Here is a 23,740-nt window from a genome sequence, read left to right on the forward strand (position 1 = left end):
GGCATGAGTGTCAGGTCCTATCGTACGAAATTATAAAGGTGGTTCCATTGTCTATTTTGAAAAAGACAAGGCAGAGGATATCTTTGTACTACAAAAAGGCCGAGTTGTACTAACTTACACGAATATCAATGGAGTGGAACTCAAAGAGGATGTAAAACTCGGTGAGTTTTTTGGAGTGAAGAGTGCCATTGGTCGTTACCCTAGGGAAGAAACAGCACAAGTGATTGGAGCTGCAACGGTTCTTGTCTTCAAAGTGCCTGAATTCGAAAAATTTGTCTCAGACAAAACTCATCTCATCATCAAAATGCTCAAAGTGTTTTCAAGCCAATTGAGACAAGTACACAGACAGGTTAGGGAAATCCTCGGACAAGGGGAAGCAAAGAACCCTGCGTTTGAACTCATGAACGTTGCAGAAGTTTTTTATAAAAATGGCAACTTTGACCATGCAGCGTATGCATTTGAGAAATACATCCAACATTATCCGGACGGAATGTACTTAGACCGAGCCAAACAACTTTTAGACTTAGCTCGCAAAAAAACACCATTCCCTCTCACCATACAAGAGTTAGTTTACAAACCCGAACCTGGATCGCAAACAGGAAAACTCCAAGAGATGTTAAAAACGATGGCAGTACCCGCTTCAAACACAACATCCAGTGTGGATCCAAATTCTATCCTTTCTCAATATGACAAAGCATCAACTCTCATGAATGCAGGAAAGTATGCAGAAGCCATTGATATGTTTAAAACAGTTTCTGACAGAACAGATTCAGTGACCCAAGAAGAAGAACAATTTGTTGAAAATTCTCTTTTTTATATGGGAAAATCTAGTTTTAAAGCAAAAGATTACCCAAGTGCCATTTCTCATTTCTCCAATTTCATCAAACGTTACCCAAAAGGACTACTGCTCAAAGAAAACCTTTACCATTTGGCTCTCGCAACAGAAGCCTCAGGGGACAAAGAAAAAGCCAAACAATTGTTCCAAAAGGTAACACAAATGCCTCCTATGGATGACAGTATCTCCGAAGATGCCAAATCCAAACTCAAAGGAGGTAGATAGTGAACGACCAAATGTTAGAAGCTATGTTTGGTAAATTTGGAAAGGTGTTCCAACCAAACGAAGTTTTATTTTGTGAATACGAACCTGGTAACGATTTTTACCTCATCAAAGAAGGAAAAGTCAAAATCACAAAAACCATAGGTACAAGTATCAAAACTTTGGATGTCTTGGAAGCAGGTGATATTTTGGGAGAGATGGCGATTTTGGAAGAACAACCAAGGTCTGCTACTGCCATTGCTGTGACGGAAGTAAAAGCACTCAATTTTAATCGTGCAAACTTTGAGATGCTCATGACCAAAAACCCTGCTCTTGCGATGAAATTATTACATATTTTTTCCTTCCGTATTTATGACCAAAAAAGACGACTGATGATCCTTCTTATGGATGACATCGTGGGAAAAGTTTGTGACGTCTTTGTGATGTTATACGAGAAACAATACAATAATGATGTTTATAACGAAATCATCCTATCTGCGACAGTAGATGACATTGCCAATTGGTGTGCCCAACCTGTCGGAGAAGTCCAAAAAGTCCTCATGCAATATGTAAAAACTGGGAAACTTGACCTCTACCCAGATAAAATTGTTATTCACAATATCTCCGATTTCCAAAGGATAGTGAATCAGAAACGTAAACCTACGTAAAAGCTCCCATAGCTCAGGTGGATAGAGCACTAGTTTCCTAAACTGGGGACACAGGTTCGAATCCTGTTGGGGGCAAACATTATGGCGGAACAACCAGGAACCTTACTTTATTATCTCAAACGTTCCACTGAATTTCTGGAAAAAAAGGAAATTCCAAACCCTCGTGTCGATGCTGAATGGCTTCTCTCGGACCTACTTGGTTTACCTAGGATCAAACTCTATTCCCAATTCGAAATGCCTCTTTCTCAAAAAGAGATCGATTTGTATAGAGAGCGAATTGTAGAACGAAGCAAACGAAAACCAGTAGCCTACATCACAGGGAAAAAAGGGTTTCACCAATTTGAATACTTCGTATCGGAAGATGTTCTCATCCCAAGGCCAGAAACGGAAGAACTTGTAGATTATCTTTTTAAACAAAAAGAAACACTGACCAATGAATTTCCTGATGGAATACAAATATGGGATTTGTGTTCGGGAAGTGGATGTATTGGCCTTAGTTTATCACAACTTCTAAAACCAAACTTTGTTGTGTTATCTGATATTTCAGAAAAAGCAATCGAAACCAGTAAATCAAACGCAGAAAAATACAAACTAACAGATATTCAGTTTTATGTTTCGAATCTAGACAATTCGCTTCCGAATGAATTCCGTTTTGATGTGATTGTATCTAATCCTCCTTATATCCCAGAATCGGAAAAAAAAGACATTATGCCTGATGTTTTGGAATATGAACCCCATCTAGCATTGTTTGTTTCCGATATCCTCTCTTTCCATCGAGACTTATTTGAATCCGTCAAAAGACGATTAAAACCAGGTGGTTGGTTTTTGATGGAAACCCATCCGACTTACATCCAAGAATTAGAAAACTTGGCAATCAGTTTGGGTTTTGTTTCCCCTAGGAAGATTTTGGATAGTTCTCAAAAGGAACGTTTTTTGTTTCTGAAAACTGAATCGAAGTTTGAATCTTAAAAAGAGTTACAAATAATTCTTTTTCATTTTCCTCACTCAGATTTTTTTTAAATACTAAATCTGCTTCTTTGACAACAGGAATTCCCTTCTCCCAAACGGATTTCCCTTTTGTTGTTAATTTTAAACTAAAACTTCGTTTGTCTTCAGATGATTGGATTCGTTTGACCCAACCTTTTTTTACCCAACCATCAACTAACCTAGAGATTGTGGTTTTATCTTTGGCCAATCGATCACTTAAGGTTTTTTGGTTCAAACTTTCCTTTTCCATTAGGGGAATCAGTTGGATCCATTCTTCAAATCGCATCCCTACTCGATTCGTTTCAAACTCATTTGAGAGAAACTTTCGCATCTGGAGTAAAGTTTCACTTAAGTGAATGCCTAAATAGGAAAAAATTTCATTCATTCCCCTAATTTAAATTAATTATCGTTTTTGACAAGTTTTTTAGTTGCATACAGCAACTATATGGTTGTATATTGCAACTATATAAAAAATGAATACTCACTACATTTGGTGGGAGGGAATGTTATGGAATGGATCTATCAGACAATCCAAAAAGATGGATTTGATTTTTTAATCGCACAAAACAGTACAAAAGGACCAAACCTTTATTGGCTCGGGAGTGCTTTGTACTACCCAAGGGTGATCCCAGAGGAGATGGCATCCAAATATCACATCACTGTCGTGGACCAAAGAGGATTTGCGAAGCGAATTGGAGTGACTCCCGAAAATGAATCCATGTATAATTTGGATGTCGTGTTGGACGATTTTTACTTTTTCCAAAACCATCTCCAAATCCCAGCCTGTACGATTCTTGGCCACTCAGGCCATGGTTACATGGCGCTGACTTATGCAAAAAAATACCCAGACTGTGTTTCTAAACTCGTCATGGTAGCAACGGGCCCTAACCATGGAGCTCCGCTCTCGGAACGGGAAACTTACTTTGCAACTTTCGCAAGTGAAGAAAGAAAAGAAAAACACAGACAACTCCAAACCAATTTCCAAAACCAAATTGAGTCTCACCCTGAAGGCCTTCCAAACTTTTTCAATTTGTATTGTGTGAGCCAGGATGCATTAGGATTTTATGATTTAAAAATGGATTCCACTCATCTATGGGAAGGGATCAAAACCAACAAACTAGCGTTTGATTATTTGTTTGGAAAAGTTTTTGTAGAGATCAATGTCGAAACCATTTTACCAAATTTAAAACATCCAACCAAACTCATATTAGGAAAGTATGATTTCCAAGTGGCTCCTTATTATACATGGGATACAATCATCGAAAGATTTCCAGATGTGAAACGATCCGTTCTCGACCATTGCGGCCATTTGCCATTTTTCGAAGACCCAAATCAATTTATGAAAGTTATGGATTCGGAATGAAGGGATTGGAACTACGGTAATCTGTTTTTTGGGTATACCAAAACTCTTACACCAAACAATCATAAAAAAAGCCCACTGGCAATATTTCACCAAGTGGGCTTCCAAGTCAGAAAGAATCCCTACAAAACAACTCTGTAGGGAAAAATCTGTTTTTGGTATTAACCTAACATATCTTTTACTTCGTTTCTTTCTTCTTTTAATTCATTGTGAGTGATATCAAATTTTTCCTTACCGAAAGCATTGATCTCAAGACCTGTTACGATCTCTACTTTTTTTCCATCAGATTTGAGTGGGTATCCAAAGATAAGACCTTTGTCTACACCATACTCACCATTGGAATGGCAAGCGGCACTGAACCAATCTCCAGGTTTAGTTGGAGTCACAATGTTATGCACAGTGTCGACAACTGCATTGGCAGCAGAAGCAGCGGAAGAAGCTCCTCTTGCAGCAATGATCGCAGCTCCACGTTTTTGCACAGTAGAGATAAAATCACCCTTTAACCAAGCTTCGTCGCTGATCAGATCTGTTGCTGGTTTTCCTTTGATTTTTGCATTATAAAAGTCTGGGTATTGGGTCGCAGAGTGGTTACCCCAAATCGCAACATTGCTAACATCTTTTACAAGAACTCCTGCTTTTTGTGCCAATTGAGTTTTTGCACGGTTTTCATCAAGACCTGTCATCGCAAACCATCTGTCAGACGGAACACCTTTTGCATTATTCATTGCAATGAGTGCGTTTGTGTTACAAGGGTTACCTACAACAAGAACTCTTACATCACTTGCTGCATTTTTTTCGATCGCTTTCCCTTGAGTTGTAAAAATACCGCCATTGATTTTGAGAAGGTCACCACGTTCCATTCCAGCTTTTCTTGGAACTGATCCTACAAGAAGTGCCCAATTGATATCACGGAATGCTTCATCTAAGTTAGAAGTCACTGATACTTTTTCGAGTAATGGGAACGCACAGTCATCCAATTCCATGATGACACCTTTCGCTGCAGGGAGCGCTTGTTCCAATTCTAATAACTGGAGTTCGACAGCTGTGTCAGGTCCAAACATTTGTCCTGAAGCGATACGAAATAAGAGTGCGTATCCGATTTGTCCGGCAGCACCTGTTACAGCAACTTTTACTTTTTTGCTCATATAATTTTTCCTTTTTGGTTTATAACCCTTTATTGTTTCAGTTCTTTTTGGATGATCTCATCGAAGTTTTCAAAAGGTAAGGCACCCGAGACAAAGATCCCATTGATAAAAAATGCAGGTGTTCCACTGACTCCTACTTTTTGTCCGTCTTGGATATCAGCATCGATTTCAGTTTTTAACTTTGATTGGTCTTTCATACAAGCTTGGTATTTGTCTTTAGACAAACCTGTTTTTAATACCAATGAATCTACATTTGACTTACTCAAATTACCACTGTTATCAAATAAGACATTAAAAACATCCCAATACTTACCTTCATCGATGGAACAGTTTGCTGCCATATGCGCATACATTGCGTCTTGGTGGAATGGGAGAGGGAAATCGCGGAATACCCAACGGATTTGCCCCTTATATTTTTCTCGGAGTTGGCGGTTTACATCTTGGCTTCGTTTACAGAATGGGCATTCAAAGTCAGAAAATTCAATAACTGTAATCTTTGCATCTTTTGGTCCCATACTTGGATTGTTTTTTTCATCCACAGTCACTCGGATTGCTTCCGGTTCTTTGATCAAAAAATCAACTGGGTATTTTGTGATGATCTCACGGTATTTGTTTCTGCTATGTTCTTGTTCTTGTTGGCTTTTTAAAAATCCAACAATTTTCTCTTTTGTTTCAGCGAGAGATTTTCCACCTAACTGTGCTTTGTTAGACATATAAACGTTTAAGATTTCTTCTTCCGAAGGTTCTCTCAAAACCAGACCTTCATTTAAAACTTCAGAAGGTTTGATGTTTTTATCTTTTGCAACTAATTCGAATAATTTGTCCTGAGCAAATTCACCAAAGGTATTTTTGAGAAGTGCCTTGTATTCAGATTGGAATTTGGAATAAGCAATCGGTGAAGAGTCTTTCACGTCACTCAGGTCGTATTTTTTTCCACCGATGCTCACTGCATCCTGGGTGATGTATTCTTTCACAAAAGAAGGAACACTGACTAAAAAAAGCACGGCAAAGACAAAATTGGTCCCTATGAAGATTTTAGAGATGGGCGAAGCCATCCACGATTTAAAATTATTTTCCATCTCTGCCAGCTTCCCGGCCATAAAGCGGGCAATCAAACGGAAAAATCCTAAAAAATGTTTCGATTTTCGCTAAAGCGAACCTCAATTTGACCGAAAATCTGAGGGAGGGAAAAGGAAAGTTTTTTCTTCAATTTTCGATCCTGAACACGGAGGTTTGGGAACTATGAATACAATCAATATCCAAGGGAATCCCGGCCTATCCATTCCCCCCACCCTTCCCACTCAAACGGGAAAACAGTCGGAGGAAGGAAAGGAATCTTTCCCTAAAAAATCAAACAACGAAGTGGCCGTAACAGAAGCCAAAACAAAATCGGAACCGAAAGTAAAACCGGAAGATCTGGTTTTAAAACCAACACCAGCTTCTCTGGAAGAAAAATTAAACCAAATCATTTCTCCGGAAGAAGTGAAGGACCTTCTTTCCCTTGTCACAAGGACTCCACTCCCGGAAACAAAAAGCCATAAGGTTGATACAAAAAGGTAATTTTGTTTTTAAGCATTGCCATTTTAGATAGTTTTGTCCTAGTCCTCAGTGGTGTGCTAACAATCTCCATATTAGGACTGGGGTTTGTTGTGTACAACCAATTCATCCATCCTATTTTTATGAGAAAAGAATCAGATCGATTTATCCCTGTCCAAACAGGTGATAAATATGATTTAGTCGTGGATGAACTTTCCCGATTTGCAAGTTTCCATGTTGGTTGTAAAACAGGCCAATTGGCAACACGTTGTAATGCCATCACAGAAGATCATTTGATTTTCCAATTCAAAAAAAGTAGAGATAGCGAAGATTATACGATTACCGTTCTAAAAAATGGACCCAGTTTTTATAAACCTCCAAGAATGGAACATTATGGAAAAATGGAATCAAAAGAAACTTTTGATTCTTATGAGATCATTGGTCACCCCGCTGAATTTAGAATCTCCGATAAAATTACAAAAGACAGAATGGTAAATTTTATCGAAATTTCACTTACATCTTCTTTTTATTTCAATCGATCAGGAAAAGAAAGGATGAAGTTTACATTTGAAGTTGGTAAAATCCAACCTGGGATCAACAGAAAAGTTAGATTTCGAGGAGATGTTTATGGATTCGGAAAAGAAGAAGGAGCCGAAGAAGAATAAACTTCGAATCAAAGTTCACCTAACTTATCAATGGTTAGAGAGTGAACTCATTTCATTTTGATTCGTACGCCTACTCCATCAGGTTTTACCTTCCGAAATTGATACGTGATTCCAGAATCTTTCATGATCTTTGAAACTTTTGATTCCAATTCGTTTAATTTTGATTTTAAGGCCTTTCGTTCTAAAAAGATCAGTAAACTTGGACCAGATCCAGAGAGACAATACCCGATCCCTTCTTGTTTTAAAGTATCTGCTAAAGGAAAAAGTGGAGATGAGTTTGGAATTCGGTAGGGAGTGTGCATTTTGTCTTCCAAACCAACTAGCAGATCACCAAACTTACGTTTATCTAGGAAATGCATCCATGCCCCAATTCGCGAAAGGTTAAATATCACATCTGAAGTCACATAGGACTTTGGCAGAGTTTTTCTCGATTCTTCTGTAGAAACAGAATACTCTGGGGTAAGGACAAAAATGGAAACAGATGATGGAAACTTTTTTCGAAAGTACCTTAATGTCTCACCAAATGTAGAGTAAGCGAAAACAAATCCACCAAGGTAGGCAGGGAGTGTATTATCAGGATGACCTTCAAATTCTGCTAAGTATTGAGTGAACTCTTGTTCTGTTGGCAAAGATTCGGGACTTAACCTTTTGTGGACTTCTTTTGCTAAACAGAGTCCAGCAACAATCGCAGATGCACTAGACCCAAGCCCACCTTTTAAAGGCAAAGCCAATGTCATTTTACAATGATAAGGTGGAGGTGTGAGATCCTTTGCAAATTTCGAAAAATATGACAAATAGGAAGACAAAACCAAATCTTCTTTTTTGGAGAAAGGTAAGGTTTTTCCATTTTTTAATTCTGTTTTGGTTTCTGTAATTTCTTTTGAAAATTGGAATTCAAATTCATTATGGATGTCAAGGGCAAGGCCCATGAGGTCAAACCCAGGACCTAAATTGGCAGAAGTCCCTGGCACTTTGATCTGTATCTTAGGAAGGCGAACCATCGTTTCGCCCAGGCTCTAGGATTCGGTTCGGAAATCAACCGAACTTTCGGGATTCAAATTGTTCCACGGCATTGAGCCCACCAAGTACAACTGCTGGAATCCCCTGACCTGGATACACTGTGTCACCTGTCAGTAAAAGTGTTGGATCTTCTGAACGATTGGATACCATTCGAAACGGATTAAAAAAATAAAAGGAAGGGATTCCTCCGACACGTCCCCATTTGCGTCCCGTCCAAGTTTGCCAAGTAACAGGTGTTGCAGAATGGTAAAACAAGATATTCGGAAGTTTGAACCAATCAAAGTTTTTTTCCAAAGCAGATAGAATCATGGATTCGATTTCTTTTTTCCGAATCTGGTAGTCTTTGTCGCGTTTCCAATTCTCAGGATATTCTAGATGAGTTGAAACCGATAAGATCCGGATTCCTTCTTTGGATCGGAGTTTGTCTTCTGGGTGTGAAATGGATACGAATACTGATCGCCCTCCTCCGTGGGGAAGTGAGACTTCCAAATGAATTTGGTGGTGGAGGCATTCCTCTTGATGAGAATGTTCCTGAGAACCTACTTGGATGGCAATTCCCATGGTAAAGGCTCCCCATATCCCATTTTCCATTTGTTTGGCCTTCGTTTTTAATTTTGGTAGACTTTCAGTGATTGTGACTAAGTTCCATATCGGAAGGTTTGATACAAGGATAGGTGCAGAAAAAATAGAATTTTCTCTATTTTTTGTTTTCACTTCCCAAATCGTGTTAGGATTCGATGGAAAGGAGGGAGATTCACCTAACGTTTCTTTATTGGAATAATCTGAAGGGTTTTCATAAACCTTTTTGGTTAAATGAATCACTTCCTGCTTTGGAAGAAACTCTCCGCCTAATGCACGTATTCGTTTGATGACAGTTTGGGAAAGTTCCAACATGCCACCAGTCACTATATAATTTTGTAAGTTCGGATACGTGAGTCCAGCTGCTGCCATGGCAAAAGGTGCTTTGTTTGAAACGGATTGATTTGTGATAAGAAGTTGTTCATCCAAAAACTGTTTCCACTCCTCATTTTTGTGTAACCAAAATAACTTTTGTACAAAACTTACTGAAACAAGCGAAAACAGAAAAACAATCACATCATAAGGTCGAAAGTTTTTTAAACTGACAAAAACCTCGCGAAGGTTTTGAAACGGAAACCATTTATATCTTGCCGACAAACTCCAAAGTTGATCCGAAAGAAAAAAACACAGCTTCCAAAACAAAACCATACGAAATCCACCACCAAACACACGCTTGGCTTCATTTATCCATAGAGTTCTATCTTTATATCTTTCAATGGTTTTTCCACCAAGGTGAACTACCATTGACCTTTCTATGGGTTGGATTGGGAATTGGATTCCAAATTCTTTTGTGAGTCGGTCCATGGGAAGTCCTGGTTCAAAACCAACAAGGGTTGTAGCTCCAGATTCGAACAAATATCCATTTTTCCAAAAACTAGAGGCAGAACCTCCAGGAGAGATACTCTTCTCGAGCACGAGAACTCGTTTGCCTTTATTTGCAAACGATAAGGCAGCAGTGAGCCCACCAAGTCCAGAGCCAAGGACAATCACATCCCATTCATTTTCCATGTTACTAGTAGACTGGCATAAAAAAACGAATGGGGAAAAAGTTTTAGTTTAGATGATTTGTCTTATCACTCCGACCAAAGTTTTTTGAGATCACTTGCTATGTTCTTTTGCATGGCTTCATTCGTACCACCACCAATGCTAAGAAGGATTGCATCCCTGTGGAGTCTTTCTACTGGGTATTCTCGGCAATAACCATATCCACCTAGTACTTGTATGGCGTTTCTTGAAACTCGTTCTGCCATTTGAGTTGCAACGAGTTTTGCAGACGCGGCACCAAGAGAATTACGAACATCTGGTCCAAGCTCACTTGCCACTTGGTAAACAAGAGCTCTCGCTGCTTGGTAATCTGCATAAGACTCTGCTACTAACCTTTGGATTTGTCCAAACTCCATGAGTTTTTTTCCAAAAGCTTCTCGATGTCGAACTGTATAATCACACATGATGTCCACACAACGACGAGCAATCCCTAGCGATTGTGCCGCGAGAGTCACCCTTTCGATTTCCAAATTACGCATCATATGTGTGATGGCACCATTCTCATCTCCAAGGAGATTTTCTTCTGGTACTTCCATATCTTCAAAAACAAGTTGAGTTGTAGGAGAAGAACGCATTCCCATTTTTTCTTCTTTTTTACCGACCGAAAAACCTTTGTAAGACGATTCAATCACAAATGAAGTCATTTTTTTTGCATTTTTATCTAACTTTGTGTACAGAACAAAAACTTGGCCAACGGAACCATTTGTGATGTATTGTTTTACACCGTTGATGACGTAACGATCACCCTTTTTGACAGCATGGGTTGCCATTCCGAGGACATCAGTTCCAGCACCTGGTTCTGTCATACCCATTCCACCGATCCATTCTCCAGTGATGACTTTACTGAGGTAACGGCTACGTTGTGAGGCATTGGAACTATAAAAGAAATTGTTCACAAATAGAACTTCATGAGCTAAATAAGAAAGAGTAAATCCTGGATCAAAACGACTCATCTCTTCGTGGATGATGACAGAAGCAAGTGGATCTAGTCCATGCCCACCGTCTTCTTCTGGCACAGTGATTCCAAAAATTCCAAGTTCGGAACCAAGTCGTTTGAATAACATCTCATTAAACGATTCCGTTTCATCATTCTCTTTCGCTTGTTCGTCTAGTTCCCGTTCTGCAAAAGATGCAACGGATTGTCGTAGGGCTAAATGGTCTTCTGTTGGATTGAATAAATCATAAGAAGATTTTTTGGTCGTAAGAATGCTCATAGAGAAGATTTTTCCGTACTTTTCCTAAAACTGTAAACGAAAAAATCAGAGCCAATTGTCGTCATTTGCAGCATTTTATTCCAAAAACGAACATCGAATTTTTGAAATTTGACAAATCAAAACGACAATGTTCGTAAATCACCTAACATATATTAACAGATGTTTCTTTCCTGACACATCTTTTTTTGATTGGCTACAATTGTTACGAGAAAGTGAACATCCACTACTACAGATTAGGATTACTACTTACGGAAATTCCCTAAAAATAAAAATGATTATAAAAACAAAGGAATGAATTTACAATTTATGGAAGAAGATACATCATCGCCTTAACATTCATAAAGATTCTTTAGTCGAATGTGTGTGGTTTCCTATGAGCACAAATGATACAAATATAGTACCCAGAGAAAAGCTCGCAAAATTTGAGTTAACCGAAGAATCTTTAAATAGTTTTCGGAAAAACCAAAACATCCCACTTGACTTATACAATAAAGATGGACAAATTTTAATTCATAAAAAAAGAAACCCAACAGAAGCAGACTTTGGTAAACTTTTAAAGTTTGAAATGCAAGGAGTTTACTTCTTAATTTCCGAATTAAAAAAATCAAAACCTAATGGTGCCGATAAACCTTTCTTAGAACCAGGCCGAACTACAAAACTATTCGATATCGAAAAAACCGCTCGCTTCGCCAAACAATCGCAGGCGTTAATTGAAGATTTACGCAAAACATCCTTTTCCTCTGACCAAGCAGTGTTTGTACAAAACTCTGTAAATGAACTTCTCACCGATTTTACTAGTAATCCCGATTTTGAATTGGGAATTTTTAATATCTTAGAGATCTTGAGTGTAGCAGGTGTTTCCGTTGAGTCAGAGCTTATGACCAAACGTACAGTTGTTGCCATGGGAATGAAAGTTCGTACACGAAAAATTGTTAACGAAGGGAAAGAAGAATCAAATAAAAAAGACCACTTAAGCCTTATGATGGCAAGTTATTTAATGGATGTCGGGTATTCAAGGCTTGAAGTTAAACAAACTCCAAAACTCACAAAAGAAGAGTATGCGGTTGTCCAACAGCACCCCATCATTAGTTATTTAATGACCCTGCCTGCCCCAGAAGTTGAATCCCATGTAAGAACTCTGATTTTAAACCATCACAGACCTTACAGGGGTAATGGAGTGAACAATAACTTCCCGGACCCAAGATCACTTTTCACCAAACTCATGTCAGTTCGAGATAAATACAACAGAGAAGTGGGAAAAGAAAGGATCACTCAAGATATCGAATTACAATTGCACTTGCAAGAAAACAATGTCACAACTTCCAGTTTTGAAGAAGACATTGCGATTTTGTCACTCGCAAGCGAATATGCATCCCTAACTTCTAACCAACCTTGGAGACCTGCTTTTAAATCTTCTACTGCACTCAAGATGATTCTAAACGATTCGTTTTTTTCCTATAGCAACAAAAACATTCGCCACCTCCTTGATTATGTAGGAAGTTCTCTCACCAATAACGAAAATATCATTAACTTTGGTGACTTTGTGATCACAGCTTCTGTGGATTCAGAAAAACGTGCTCACTTTGATATCTGCCTTGTTTTGGATGTAGGCAGATACCAAACAAGACCCAAACTCCAAAGGATTTGTAGCATAAATCCTGTTTTCCAAAAAGGGATTAAATTTAAAATTGCAGACTTTGATTTAAAGAGCATAAAAATTGATCGTAGAAAAGCAATTATGGATTTAGCACTACAGGCTGGAACCACACGTGTGATTTATATCATTGATCCAGAATTAAATCCCGCCTTACACGAAGCAGTTTATAAATTAAATTTAAATACTTAACTCACACATTTTGGTAAGCATACAGATTGATTTTTTGTTCCCTACCAGGGAGTAAAACACCTTCATTTTTATGCCATGCAGATGGTTTTCCTATTTCTTCCCATACTACTTCAGAAATGAGAAGTGGAGAACCTATTTCTTTACACGCCGACTCGATCCTTGATGCTGTATTGACAGTATCACCAATGACTGTGTATTCCATTCTTTCTTCTGACCCAATGCTCCCACAAAACACTTCTCCAGAATGAATTCCGATCCCGATTTTTATCTCGACTTGGCCTTGGGATTTTCTTTCTTCATTCCAAAGTTTTAACTCATTTAACATTGCATATGCGGCATTTACAGCATTTTTAACATCTTCGCCTGGGATATCGGAAGGGAGTGGGGTTCCAAAGGTAACCATGACAGCATCTCCAATGAATTTATCCAAACTACCTTTGTTTTGAAAAATGACACGAACCATTCGCCGACGAAATTCGGTAAGAAATACAGATAATTCTTCAGGATCCAAAAGTTCGGAAAACTGAGTAAACCCTCGAATGTCACTAAATAGAACAGTCACCTTTTGGCGTTTTCCTTTGCCAATGACCTCAGGGTCGGAAACGATCTCGGATACCAAATCAGGAGAAAAGTATCTTGATAGAGTTGTTTTTTGAGTTTCGGATGCAGCAAACTTCAACAACATCCTGAGACTACGAAAAATTCCATATGATATGGCAAATACCAAAATCAAAAAAATCACAGGTTTGGAAACAAGCGCATCCAGAAGGATAATATCATCACCTAACACATAACTTGTCCAATCCAAACTAATTTGTGCATCAGGATCTAACAAAGCCGCAGTGATAAAGGAATAATAACTAATGAGAAAACAAACAAAGGAAAACACAACCAAAGAAAATCGATATTGGAACAAACACAAAGATAATGGTAACAAATAAAATATGACAAGGGGAGTTTTCACCAAATAATTTGGATTTCCATCTCCTTTGATCCAATACCAGTTTAGGATGGTCATTGTAATCAAAACATTGTCTACAAGCAAACTAATGTAGTCATATTTAGTTTTCCACTTACTATCTTTTTTTTTCAGAATATGCAAATGTACAAATGTATTCATAAAATAGATACTGATTGCAATGAAGTTGACCAAATAACCCCATATGGTATCTATATTACTAAGGTTGGCAAAAGCACTAGCAATGAGGGCAAATCCAATGACATACCGAAATCGAACTGCAAACAAAGCTCCCATTTCTTCTTCTTCTAAGAGTAGTTCCGACATATACTTGGGAAATTGGTCACGGATACAGTATACAGAATAAATGGCGTTTCGAATGGACCTGAACATTGGCATACATTTCAGACTGTAAAAGTTTTTGTGGCAAGGGAATTTTCTTTTTGCTTTTGGATTCCGTCTTGGAATAGATGAACTATGTTCCGAAACAAAAAGATAAATCGGGCATCTAAAGGTTTATTCACTTTTTCTTATCTGTCTTTTGATATCGTGTTTTCCGTTTTTGCGAATCTAATTTTTTTCAAACATTACTTCCAAACCAAACTTCACCTGAGCTTAGTTTTGTTTTATCTGACTTCTGTTTGGGTCTTGTATTTGTCAGACCACCTATGGGATGCCAAAAAAGAAATTGCCCCACTCTCACTTCGTTCCCAATTTTATTTGCAGAACCAATCCAGAATCCAATGGGCTATCGGGATTTTATGTTTATCGGCTCTCGTATTTGGTTTAGTTTGGGAATGGGAATTTCTAAGCCAGAACCAAACCTATCTCTTCTGTTTTCTGATTGTCCTTGTCCTTGTTGTAAAACAACTCTCTCCCGTTCCCAAGGAAATTTTGGTGTCTGTTTTTTATACATGGGGGATCCTCCTTCCGTTCTCAAATGCGAAAGGATTCCCTTTGATCGCTGTCAGTTTTTTCCTCCATGTACTCGCCAATGTCTTACAGACCTACCAAATTGACAGAGAAAGGGACAAAATCCAAAATACGAACACACTGAACCTTTGGCTTTCTCCACACTTGGCAAAAGGGTTAACAATATTGGTTTTCCTCTCGGGGTTTAGCTTCCTTTGTTTTGGTTTTGGTTCCCAAACGATTCCATTTGTTTTTTTCTTGGGGATGGGGCTTTCCTACCTATGGCTCGGGGTTACTTGGTATTTCTTCCCAAAACCATCCTTGCAAAAGTTGTTTTCCGAACTTTCCTACTTGCCGATGTTTTTGCCTTCGATCATTTTTTTCTTCTCTGGACTCCGCTAAAAAATAAGGTTGGGTTTATGTTATTTCTCTTTTTGCATATTTTCCTCTTTTTACTCCTTAGCTCACTCTACTGGTTCCGCTTTCGCTCCCAGGTGGAGAGCCCCAAGGGAAACCTTCTCATTGAAATCCAAAACGCTGGTAAACACTGGAAAGAGACTCCCCACCTAGTACTCGTACTCGCTTTTATCCTTTTCCTCCTCCTTCCCTTGGTCATTGGTTTTCAATTTTACCTCAGGTCCGATGCGAATGTCCTCGTTGTCATTGTTTGGATCATTTGGGCTTATAATTGGAGCAAATACAGCTTCTTCCGAGAATAAATTACTTCCCTTATGACTTCCCTCTCGTTTTCTGGTCTAAGGTAATCCACGAAAACGGGGTTAAGGAATGAAAATTGTTGTTCTAGTAAAGCAGGTTCCGGATACGGAAACCAATATCAAGGTCGGTGACAAATCGATCAACGAAGCTGGCGTAAAATGGATCATCTCTCCTTATGATGAATTTGCAATCGAAGAGGGAATCAGAATTCGAGAAAAAAGCGGTGGAGAAGTCATCGCAGTGTCCCTCGGCCCGGACCGTGTCGTAGAAGCACTTCGCACTGCCTACGCTATGGGTGTGGACAGAGCCGTTCATGTAAAAGTGGATGACTATGTAACTTTTGACTCTACATACACTTCCGAACTTCTTGCCAATTTCATCAAAGCAGAAAATGCAGATGTAGTGATTGGTGGTCGTCAATCCATCGATACTGACAGCTCACAAGTTGTCGTACAAATTGCAGAGAGATTGAATGTTCCTCACGTAGCAATGGCTCTCAAACTCGAGTTTGATGGCAAAAAAGTAACAGCAACTCGCGAAATCGAAGGTGGAACTGAAGTGGTTGAAACTTCTGCTCCTCTTGCCGTGACTGCGCAAAAAGGTTTGAACGAACCAAGATACCCAAGTTTAAAAGGAATCATGTCTGCTAAGAAAAAACCAGTCGATGTGAAAAAACCAGAAGAACTCGGTGCTACTGGTTCCAAACTCGAAGTTGTTTCTCTTGAACCACCTCCTCCACGTATCGCTGGTCGAAAACTGGAAGCAGCAGATGCACAAGGTTTTGCATCTCAACTTGTAAAAGCTCTTCGCGAAGAAGCGAAGGTCATCTAAGGAGACGAACATGGCTGATGTTTTAGTAGTTGGTGAATTAAAAAACGGCGAACTTAAAAAAATCTCAAAAGAACTTACCTCTGCAGCTCGCAAAATTGCGGATGCAATTGGTGGTAAAGTTCACACTCTTATCATCACTGACAACGTTGACGCGTTTGCAGGTGATTTGAAAGCAGTTGGTGCTGATGCTGTGATCGGTGCAAACCTTGGTGAATTTTCACCAGAAGGTTATGCAAACGGTATTTTTGCCGTGATCCAAGAGAAAAAACCAGCAGTGGTTCTTATGCCACACTCTGCTCAAGGAAAAGAATACTCTGCAAGAGTTGCGATCAAAGCAAATGCTGGAATCGTAGCAGATGCAGTGGGTCTTTCTGTTGACGGTGGTAAAGTGGTAGCAAAAAAACCAATTTACTCTGGTAAAGCGTATGCGAACTTCAAAGTGTCTTCTGACATCCAAATGTTCACTGTGCGTGCCAACTCACAAGAAGTAACTCCAAAAGAAGGAGCAGGTGCGGTTGAAAAATCTGGCGCTTCTGCTGGTGAAGTGAGAACAAAGTCACTTTCCAAAGACCTTTCTGGTGGAAACAAAGTGCAGTTAGCTGATGCTTCTATCATCGTATCTGGCGGACGCGGAATCAAAGGTCCAGAAAACTGGCCTATCATCCAAGACTTAGCAGACACACTCGGTGCAGCACTTGGTGCTTCTCGTGCCACTGTGGATGCGGGATGGATTTCTCACTCACACCAAGTAGGACAAACAGGAAAAACTGTCTCCCCTAACTGTTACATCGCTTGCGGAATTTCCGGAGCCATCCAACACTTAGCGGGTATGGGTTCTTCTAAATACATCGTTGCAATCAACAAAGACGGAGATGCTCCGATCTTCAAAGTTGCAACGTATGGTGTTGTCGCTGATTTGTTTGAAGTAGTGCCTGCACTTACTTCTGAATTCAAAAAAGTATTGGGTTAATTCCCAATACGAACCATCTAACTTTGAGAAATTTCCTTCTCAAAATCCAGATCGTTCTCTTTTTCTCTGTCCAATGGGGTTCCCTTTGGGCAGAGGATGGACGAGATCGTCTCAATGCCGTCATCGGCAAAATGAACTCCCTTGAAAGTTTTCGCGCCTCTGTCACTCTAAATGGTGGCCTCACTGGCGTTGTGTCTTACAAAAGCCCAAACCAACTCCATGTTAGGTTCAGTGATGGTAGGATCATCTCTTCCAATGGTAGAATATTATGGTTCTACAATCCTGATTCCTCAATTGCAGGGAAACAAGACCTAAAAGGTGTTTCAGGTGGTCTTGGAGGATTATTATCTGGATATGAAAATGTGACTGTTAGTGGCAGAACATTTCGCCTTACATCTACAACCAAACGTTATAATGAAATCATTTTAGTCGTCTCTGAGAATGACCTTCCCCGTGTTCTCAAAATGAAACGTTCCGACGAAGAAATCACAGAAATTGCTTTTTCTGGCATTGCTACCAATATTGGTCTCGGAACAGGACTCTTTAACTTCCAACCTCCCACAAGCTCACAGATTGTTGAGAACCCTCTCAACCAAAAGGAGTAATTGTGACACCAGTATCTCGTACCGAAGCGCATCGTGTTTTTGCGGATTTGTACCGCAAAACAAGGACACCTGAACACCAACAACTCATTGATGAAGCGATTTTAAAATCGAATGATGTCTTCATACGGATTGACCTCATCCGAAAAGTGGACGAAGACTACGAAAATAAAAACAAACCCAAAAAAGAAGACAGTCGTGACCGAGGATTACCAGAGAGAGATCAACCAAAAAGAGAAGTGATTTCTCGCACCTCTACTCCCGATCCAAAACCAAAACGATCAAGTGATTTAGTTACGATAGACAGTGCCAAACAAAAACAAAATCCAACAAAGAAAAAGGCCGCCGAACAGAAACAAGGTGGAGGTCTACTTGCAGGACTTTTTGGTGGTGGGAACAATACAAACAATTCCATAGGTAAATTTGCCAAAGAAACGGGAACCATCGACATTGGTTTATTCGGCAGAAATCCCGCGATCTCAAATAATGTGGAACGAATTTTTCGTGGACTCAAAGAAGATGTCCTCATCCCAACCATCCAAGCCCTACGTGTTTCAGAACAACAAGGTTGGAGGATTTGGACTCCACTCGTTTATAATATCATCAATAATTTTAATAAGTTTTTTAATGCCTTTGCATCACTTGATGCACTCATCTTAGATAAAATATCTGCTGATATTTTTTTGGAACGTTCTCTCAAAATGCAGATGTTTTATGTACGTTTTTTGCAAAGAGATGATGCAAAAGATATCATATTGTCCAACCTACCAGACATCGTGAAGATGGATGAAAAACTCACACCCAAACTTAACAAAATCATGGAAGGTGTGAACTATGCGATCAATTTAGAAAACAACAAACCAAAGTTATCTGATGCGATCACTGCTTTTTATATCGTAGCAAAGAAAAAAATGTTCACTTGGCCGGAAATTGTCACCGACTTACGAGTTCCACCTATCCAAGAACATAAATTCCAAGCAGCACGTGAAATCCAAAAAGAAGTGGAGATTACTGTAGCCAAAATTTCTGACGATATCAACACAAGAACCTTCAAAAAGGAAGAATTACAAAATCTTAGATCCAGGTATTTTTCCATCGATGACAAAGGAAAAATCAGTTTTGATTTTTTGAACCAAGTTGTAGATGATTTTATGGCTCATCATATGCCTGAGTCGGCAAAAAGCCAAACTGTCAAAAATAGTTACAAATCACAACCACACCGACTTGTTTATTTATTACTACGTGACCTACAAACAGTTTACATCAATCTCATCGAAGGTTATGTTCGGTTAGGTGATAAAAACCAAAATCAAGAACTTCTCATCATCCAACCAGGTCTTTTTAGAAACGAAATTGACCAACTGAATACACTTGTTCGAACCATTGATAATTTTAATAAAAAATTTCCAAGTTTCCAATATAGTTTCCAACAGTATGGTATGGATTATAGCACAGGGAATGCAGCAAGTGATCAAATTGCGGGAACCATTGTCCAAGCACTCCAAGATGCATCTGAATTTTTTGGAAGTTTTGCTGGAAAACTCAATATCATCGTGGAAAACCACTTGATGGCAAAGGTGACAGAATCAAAGGGAAAAACAAACGACAAAATCATTTCCACCAAAGACAAAGTCATCGAAGAAGTAAAAATTGCCCAAAGGTTTATACCTCACTACGACAAAGCAGTTGTTGCAAAAGAAAGAATCAATGGAATGAAAGTGGAAGATGTTTTCATTCAATTTACAAAGTATTTATACAATTATGCTGTTATCTTTAAAGACCCAACAACTACATCCAAACTAACAGCTCACAGAAAAATCGAACAAGAACTGATCAAACTCAACAAAGAATACGAACGACTTACCTACTCTACTTTTCACAAAGCTAGTGGGAATCCAGAACCAACTTCAGGAGAGGCAAATAGTTCGGAATCGAATGAGACAAGCGAAACAACAGGGGAAGAGGAAGATACTTGAGAGTTCTCACAGGATTACAACCGTCAGGAAAATTACATTTAGGAAACTACTTCTCAGCGATCAAAAAAATCTTAGATTACCAATCAAAGGAAGAATTATTTTTATTCATCGCGAACCTTCATGCCTTAACTACCTTTCGTTCCAAAGAAGAACTGAAAGACTACACCTTGGGTTGTGCAATCGACTTACTGGCACTAGGTGTTGATCCAAACAAAACAGTTTTTTGGGTACAAAGTGATGTCCCCCAAGTCACAGAACTCACTTGGTATTTATCACAATCGATTACTGTTTCGCAATTACAACTTGCCCATTCTTTTAAAGACAAAGTTGCCAAAGGATTTGTTCCAGGGGCAGGTCTTTTTACCTATCCGATCCTTATGGCAAGTGACATCTTACTGTTTTCAGCAGAAAAAGTTCCCGTCGGAAAAGACCAAAAACAACATTTGGAATTTGCTCGGGACATTGCAGAAAAATTCAACTCTCAATTTGGATCTGTTTTGACACTCCCAGAACCAGACATTGATGAAAACACGGCAACGGTTCCTGGTGTAGATGGTGCAAAGATGTCTAAATCGTATAACAATACGATTGATTTTTTTGGTAGCGAAAAAGAGATCAAAAAGAAAGTGATGTCGATTGTCAGTGATTCAAAAGCCATCGAAGAACCAAAAGATCCAGACCAGTCTATCATTTTCCAAATTCATTCTTTATTCTTAACGAATTCCGAAAAAGAAGTACAAAAACAAAAATACAGACAAGGTGGATTTGGATATGGGGATTTAAAAAAAGACCTCTTAGAATCCATACTGAATCATTTTACACCTTTCCGATCCAAACGAGAGGAACTCTCACAAAACTTAGATTATGTTCATTCTGTATTAAAAACTGGAAAACAAAAAGCACAAGAAGTTGCGGAACAAAAATTAAGTGAAGTGAGAAACACACTCGGCATTTATCCTTTCTAAATTTAAAGGAGACCAAGTATTTCATTTTTGAACCTCTCCTTGTGTGAGAGTAAACACAAAACTACTTCCTAATTCTAACTTTGGATGGTTTTGTTTAGGAATTTGTGTTACAGCCACAACAATCAAAATCGGAAACAAAATCCCTGGGATTTATGCATTTCTCTTTTTGTTCCAACTGCTTTTCTTTTGCCTATTCGTAATCCTTCCTCCAAGGCTAACAAAACATTACAATCGTCGTATCCCGTGGGTGATTGTTGCATCGTTTCTATTTTTACTCTTTGCCGATACCAACCAATCATTGTCTCAAAGGTTACCAAAACGTTTTTTCCGAGACTTTTTAAAACAAGAACTGAGCATAGCACCACTTTCTCCATTTGAATCACGAATTGTAATGGGCCTTGTGACTGGTTCCACAAAAGAAATTCCAAAAGACTTCAAAGAACTAGCAAAGGAATCTGGCATCTTACACCTATTTGCTGCTTCAGGACTTCATTTAGGAATTTTTATTGGATCCATTCAATTTTTAGGAAACTTAATTTTTTCCAAACACCGTTGGTTATCCATCCTATTCTCACTTGGATTTGGATTTTTGTACTTATATGTTTTAAACTTTCCTGTCTCATTTGTAAGAGCTTACCTCTTTGCATTTTTGACATTAGTCTCATCTTTATTTTACCGCAAAATTGCCGTTAGTGATTTACTGATCATATCTTCTGCGACCATTGCATTGTTTTGTTTCTCAGACTTTTTAAGCATTGGATTTTTACTCTCCTTTAGTGCTGTTTTTGGAATCTTTTATCTCAAACCCAGTCTGGACCAAATATTTTATAAAGGTAGTAAATCCTTCTTAAAGGAAAATTTTACACTCACAATCGTTTGTTCCTTATGTTCGTTCCCGGTTCTTTTGTATTATTTTCGCTCTTATTCATTTGGAGGGATTTGGATCAATTATTGTTTGGTTCCACTTGCTGGAATCTTACTTCCTAGTTTGTATATGACACTCCTCCTCCAAAGTTTTTTACCAGGTTCACTCTCACTTCTTTTATCCCATTGGATTTGGATACCGGCAAGTTACTTACTTTCCTTTTTTCTAAAACTCTTCCAATGTTTATCAAATTTCGAAAGAGCTTACAAGGAATGGAAAGCGGAATCTTCCCTTCTATTCATGTTATCACTCCTTCTTATTTTGATCCTTTGGGGACTACATCGTTACAACCTAAACCAAAACAGAATCACCAATCGATTGATCCTTAGTGTATTGTTTCTTTTTTTTCCATTTAGTTTTTGGCACGAAGAGGTTAAGCCTCTACCGATTCTCACCCAATCGGGAAAAGGGTATTTTACAATCACTCTCGAAAACAAAATGTATCTTTATGGAATTTGTTCGCCTCATAAACGGATCGGCCTCCCAAATACAATCCATCCAATCAAACAAATATTATTTGAATCAGAATCTTGTTTGCAAACAGCTTTAAGACTGCAAAAAAAAGAGAAAATTAAAGATGTGATTTTTTTCGAAACACAGGCTTCCCCTTTCGTTCGGCAATATAAAAAACAAGGTATCAAAATCCAATCTTCACTCCGAATGGGAAACGATCTCACAAAGAATGTAACATTATTTCGATTTGATGGCAATCCGAAGGAAGTGAACTCCTTATTACGTGCCTTAAAAGAATCGGAAACATTCAATTCCTTACAAAAATGGAAGGGAATCTTGGTTCTCGATTTCCCTCCTTGGAAAAAAAAGGAAGCAAAAGAATGGATCACCTACCAAAAACTACTTGGGATTTCTAACGCATGGAAAATCATCATCGTTGAGGATCAATTTGAAATCTCCTTATTCCACTATCTCACAAATCCAAACCTTCTTTGAACAAAAAGGAATCAGAGCCCAAAAAAAATTTGGTCAAAATTTCCTAATCGATCAAAACATTGTGGAATATATCGTCAATACCGCAAAACCATTGTTTACTGAAGATGATGTATCTTTGGCAGAAATTGGAATTGGACTTGGAACTTTAACTTATCCAATTTTGAGTTTAGGAAAACATACTGATTTATTTGAAATTGATTTTGCTTACATCCAATTGGCAAAAGAAGATATTTTACCTAAATTTCCCAAAGCAAATTTATTTGCAGGTGATGCCTTAGAAAATTTACACCATATTTTTCCTAAAAAAGTTTTTGTATTTGGAAACTTACCTTACCACCTCACAACAGAAATCATCAACACACTGATCATCCATTGCCGAAACTTCCAAGGTGGAATTTTTATGGTACAAAAGGAGTTTGCAGAACGGCTTGTGAAAGAAACCTCTTCTCTCTCCGTATTTTTATCTGCCTTCTGCGAAGTGAAATACCTAAAGACAGTCCATAAAAATTGTTTTTTTCCCATTCCCAAAATCCATTCCGCTCTCATTTTACTCTCTCCCAAAAAAGAAAAGGGCAAACAGCACTGGTCTCCTCAATCAGAAGTGGAAGTGGAAATTTGGTCTCGGATGTTACGAACTGTGTTTTGGGGGAAACGAAAACAAATCCAAGTGAGTTTACGGGAATCTCCCTTTTCAGATGATCCCAATTTCCGTGAGGCTCTGGGTGAAGCATTGGTTCGTTCAGAAATCCCTCCTACCAAACGACCTGAAGAATTGAACCGTGAACAATTTCTGAATCTTGGTCAACATTTACTTGACATTTTGTCAAAATGATGTC

23 protein-coding genes and 1 tRNA gene are annotated in these 23,740 nt (G+C 38.6%); 17 read left to right on the plus strand and 7 right to left on the minus strand.

Features of this window, described 5'->3' with window-relative positions; genetic code table 11:
- Positions 1–7: 7 nt before the first annotated feature.
- The 4 genes from ND855_RS10885 (at position 8) to prmC (ending at position 2,673) form a co-directional block, all read left to right on the plus strand.
- Positions 8–1,060, plus strand: a complete 1,053-nt coding sequence (locus tag ND855_RS10885) for a tetratricopeptide repeat protein (RefSeq protein WP_265358358.1) — start codon at positions 8–10, stop codon at positions 1,058–1,060.
- A gap of 11 nt (positions 1,061–1,071) precedes the next feature.
- Complete coding sequence (locus ND855_RS10890; protein WP_039928954.1) at positions 1,072–1,704, plus strand: Crp/Fnr family transcriptional regulator; 633 nt, start codon at positions 1,072–1,074, stop codon at positions 1,702–1,704.
- Between the two features lie 2 nt (positions 1,705–1,706).
- A tRNA-Arg gene (locus tag ND855_RS10895) sits at positions 1,707–1,779 on the plus strand.
- Between the two features lie 6 nt (positions 1,780–1,785).
- Positions 1,786–2,673, plus strand: coding sequence for a peptide chain release factor N(5)-glutamine methyltransferase (gene prmC, locus ND855_RS10900; protein ID WP_265358359.1), 888 nt, complete (start codon positions 1,786–1,788; stop codon positions 2,671–2,673).
- On the opposite strand, the gene ND855_RS10905 is transcribed toward prmC, so the two are convergent.
- The gene (locus ND855_RS10905) at positions 2,600–3,076 is read right to left on the minus strand and encodes a MarR family winged helix-turn-helix transcriptional regulator (RefSeq protein ID WP_265358360.1); all 477 of its coding nucleotides are present in this window, start codon (positions 3,074–3,076) and stop codon (positions 2,600–2,602) included. The genes prmC and ND855_RS10905 overlap by 74 nt on opposite strands.
- Positions 3,077–3,199: 123 nt before the next feature.
- On the opposite strand from ND855_RS10905, the gene ND855_RS10910 reads away from it, so the two are divergent.
- The gene (locus tag ND855_RS10910; protein ID WP_265358361.1) at positions 3,200–4,054 is read left to right on the plus strand and encodes an alpha/beta fold hydrolase; all 855 of its coding nucleotides are present in this window, start codon (positions 3,200–3,202) and stop codon (positions 4,052–4,054) included.
- Positions 4,055–4,212: 158 nt separating this feature from the next.
- Here ND855_RS10910 and ND855_RS10915 read toward each other — a convergent pair whose 3' ends face one another.
- The gene (locus ND855_RS10915) at positions 4,213–5,196 is read right to left on the minus strand and encodes a malate dehydrogenase (protein WP_100727610.1); all 984 of its coding nucleotides are present in this window, start codon (positions 5,194–5,196) and stop codon (positions 4,213–4,215) included.
- A gap of 29 nt (positions 5,197–5,225) precedes the next feature.
- Positions 5,226–6,275 carry a DsbA family protein gene (locus ND855_RS10920; protein ID WP_265358362.1) on the minus strand — a complete coding sequence of 350 codons (1,050 nt, stop codon included), beginning with the start codon at positions 6,273–6,275 and terminating at the stop codon, positions 5,226–5,228.
- A gap of 163 nt (positions 6,276–6,438) precedes the next feature.
- On the opposite strand from ND855_RS10920, the gene ND855_RS10925 reads away from it, so the two are divergent.
- Together ND855_RS10925 and ND855_RS10930 are read left to right on the plus strand one after the other, a co-directional pair.
- Entirely contained in the window at positions 6,439–6,756 is a 318-nt protein-coding gene (locus tag ND855_RS10925) for a hypothetical protein (RefSeq protein ID WP_265358363.1), read from the plus strand.
- 2 nt (positions 6,757–6,758) lie between these two features.
- Positions 6,759–7,397, plus strand: coding sequence for a hypothetical protein (locus tag ND855_RS10930; RefSeq protein ID WP_265358364.1), 639 nt, complete (start codon positions 6,759–6,761; stop codon positions 7,395–7,397).
- Positions 7,398–7,444: 47 nt separating this feature from the next.
- Here the strand turns inward: ND855_RS10930 and thrB are convergent, their stop codons facing one another.
- The 3 genes from thrB to ND855_RS10945 all read right to left on the minus strand — a co-directional run bounded on the left by thrB (position 7,445) and on the right by ND855_RS10945 (position 11,254).
- Positions 7,445–8,398, minus strand: coding sequence for a homoserine kinase (thrB, locus tag ND855_RS10935; protein ID WP_265358365.1), 954 nt, complete (start codon positions 8,396–8,398; stop codon positions 7,445–7,447).
- A gap of 34 nt (positions 8,399–8,432) precedes the next feature.
- Positions 8,433–10,004, minus strand: coding sequence for a phytoene desaturase family protein (locus ND855_RS10940; RefSeq protein WP_265358366.1), 1,572 nt, complete (start codon positions 10,002–10,004; stop codon positions 8,433–8,435).
- Between the two features lie 65 nt (positions 10,005–10,069).
- A complete protein-coding gene (locus tag ND855_RS10945) occupies positions 10,070–11,254 on the minus strand; it encodes an acyl-CoA dehydrogenase family protein (RefSeq protein WP_265358367.1) in 1,185 nt (394 codons plus the stop codon).
- 373 nt (positions 11,255–11,627) lie between these two features.
- Between ND855_RS10945 and ND855_RS10950 the strand changes: the two genes are divergently transcribed.
- The gene (locus tag ND855_RS10950) at positions 11,628–13,100 is read left to right on the plus strand and encodes an HD-GYP domain-containing protein (protein ID WP_265358368.1); all 1,473 of its coding nucleotides are present in this window, start codon (positions 11,628–11,630) and stop codon (positions 13,098–13,100) included.
- A gap of 1 nt (position 13,101) precedes the next feature.
- Here the strand turns inward: ND855_RS10950 and ND855_RS10955 are convergent, their stop codons facing one another.
- Entirely contained in the window at positions 13,102–14,451 is a 1,350-nt protein-coding gene (locus tag ND855_RS10955) for an adenylate/guanylate cyclase domain-containing protein (RefSeq protein ID WP_265359387.1), read from the minus strand.
- Between the two features lie 84 nt (positions 14,452–14,535).
- On the opposite strand from ND855_RS10955, the gene ND855_RS10960 reads away from it, so the two are divergent.
- The 9 genes from ND855_RS10960 to rsmA all read left to right on the plus strand — a co-directional run bounded on the left by ND855_RS10960 (position 14,536) and on the right by rsmA (position 23,736).
- A complete protein-coding gene (locus ND855_RS10960) occupies positions 14,536–15,372 on the plus strand; it encodes a prenyltransferase (RefSeq protein ID WP_265358369.1) in 837 nt (278 codons plus the stop codon).
- 17 nt (positions 15,373–15,389) lie between these two features.
- Positions 15,390–15,689, plus strand: coding sequence for an LIC10362 family protein (locus ND855_RS10965; RefSeq protein WP_265358370.1), 300 nt, complete (start codon positions 15,390–15,392; stop codon positions 15,687–15,689).
- 67 nt (positions 15,690–15,756) lie between these two features.
- The gene (locus ND855_RS10970; RefSeq protein WP_100727621.1) at positions 15,757–16,518 is read left to right on the plus strand and encodes an electron transfer flavoprotein subunit beta/FixA family protein; all 762 of its coding nucleotides are present in this window, start codon (positions 15,757–15,759) and stop codon (positions 16,516–16,518) included.
- A gap of 10 nt (positions 16,519–16,528) precedes the next feature.
- On the plus strand, positions 16,529–17,488 hold the full coding sequence (locus tag ND855_RS10975; protein ID WP_100727622.1) for an electron transfer flavoprotein subunit alpha/FixB family protein: 960 nt from the start codon (positions 16,529–16,531) through the stop codon (positions 17,486–17,488).
- Positions 17,489–17,511: 23 nt separating this feature from the next.
- Positions 17,512–18,093, plus strand: a complete 582-nt coding sequence (locus ND855_RS10980; RefSeq protein ID WP_265358371.1) for a LolA family protein — start codon at positions 17,512–17,514, stop codon at positions 18,091–18,093.
- A 2-nt stretch (positions 18,094–18,095) separates the two neighbouring features.
- Complete coding sequence (locus tag ND855_RS10985) at positions 18,096–20,066, plus strand: hypothetical protein (protein ID WP_265358372.1); 1,971 nt, start codon at positions 18,096–18,098, stop codon at positions 20,064–20,066.
- Complete coding sequence (trpS, locus tag ND855_RS10990; RefSeq protein ID WP_265358373.1) at positions 20,063–21,031, plus strand: tryptophan--tRNA ligase; 969 nt, start codon at positions 20,063–20,065, stop codon at positions 21,029–21,031. The genes ND855_RS10985 and trpS overlap by 4 nt, the downstream gene beginning before the upstream one ends.
- A gap of 43 nt (positions 21,032–21,074) precedes the next feature.
- Positions 21,075–22,904, plus strand: coding sequence for a ComEC/Rec2 family competence protein (locus ND855_RS10995; RefSeq protein WP_265358374.1), 1,830 nt, complete (start codon positions 21,075–21,077; stop codon positions 22,902–22,904).
- Positions 22,858–23,736 (plus strand): 16S rRNA (adenine(1518)-N(6)/adenine(1519)-N(6))-dimethyltransferase RsmA, encoded by an 879-nt coding sequence (gene rsmA / locus ND855_RS11000; RefSeq protein WP_265358375.1) that lies wholly within the window; start codon positions 22,858–22,860, stop codon positions 23,734–23,736. Before ND855_RS10995 ends, rsmA begins: the two co-directional genes overlap by 47 nt.
- Positions 23,737–23,740 lie beyond the last annotated feature (4 nt).

The sequence above is a fragment of the Leptospira paudalimensis genome (genome assembly GCF_026151345.1).
GTDB lineage: Bacteria > Spirochaetota > Leptospiria > Leptospirales > Leptospiraceae > Leptospira_A > Leptospira_A paudalimensis.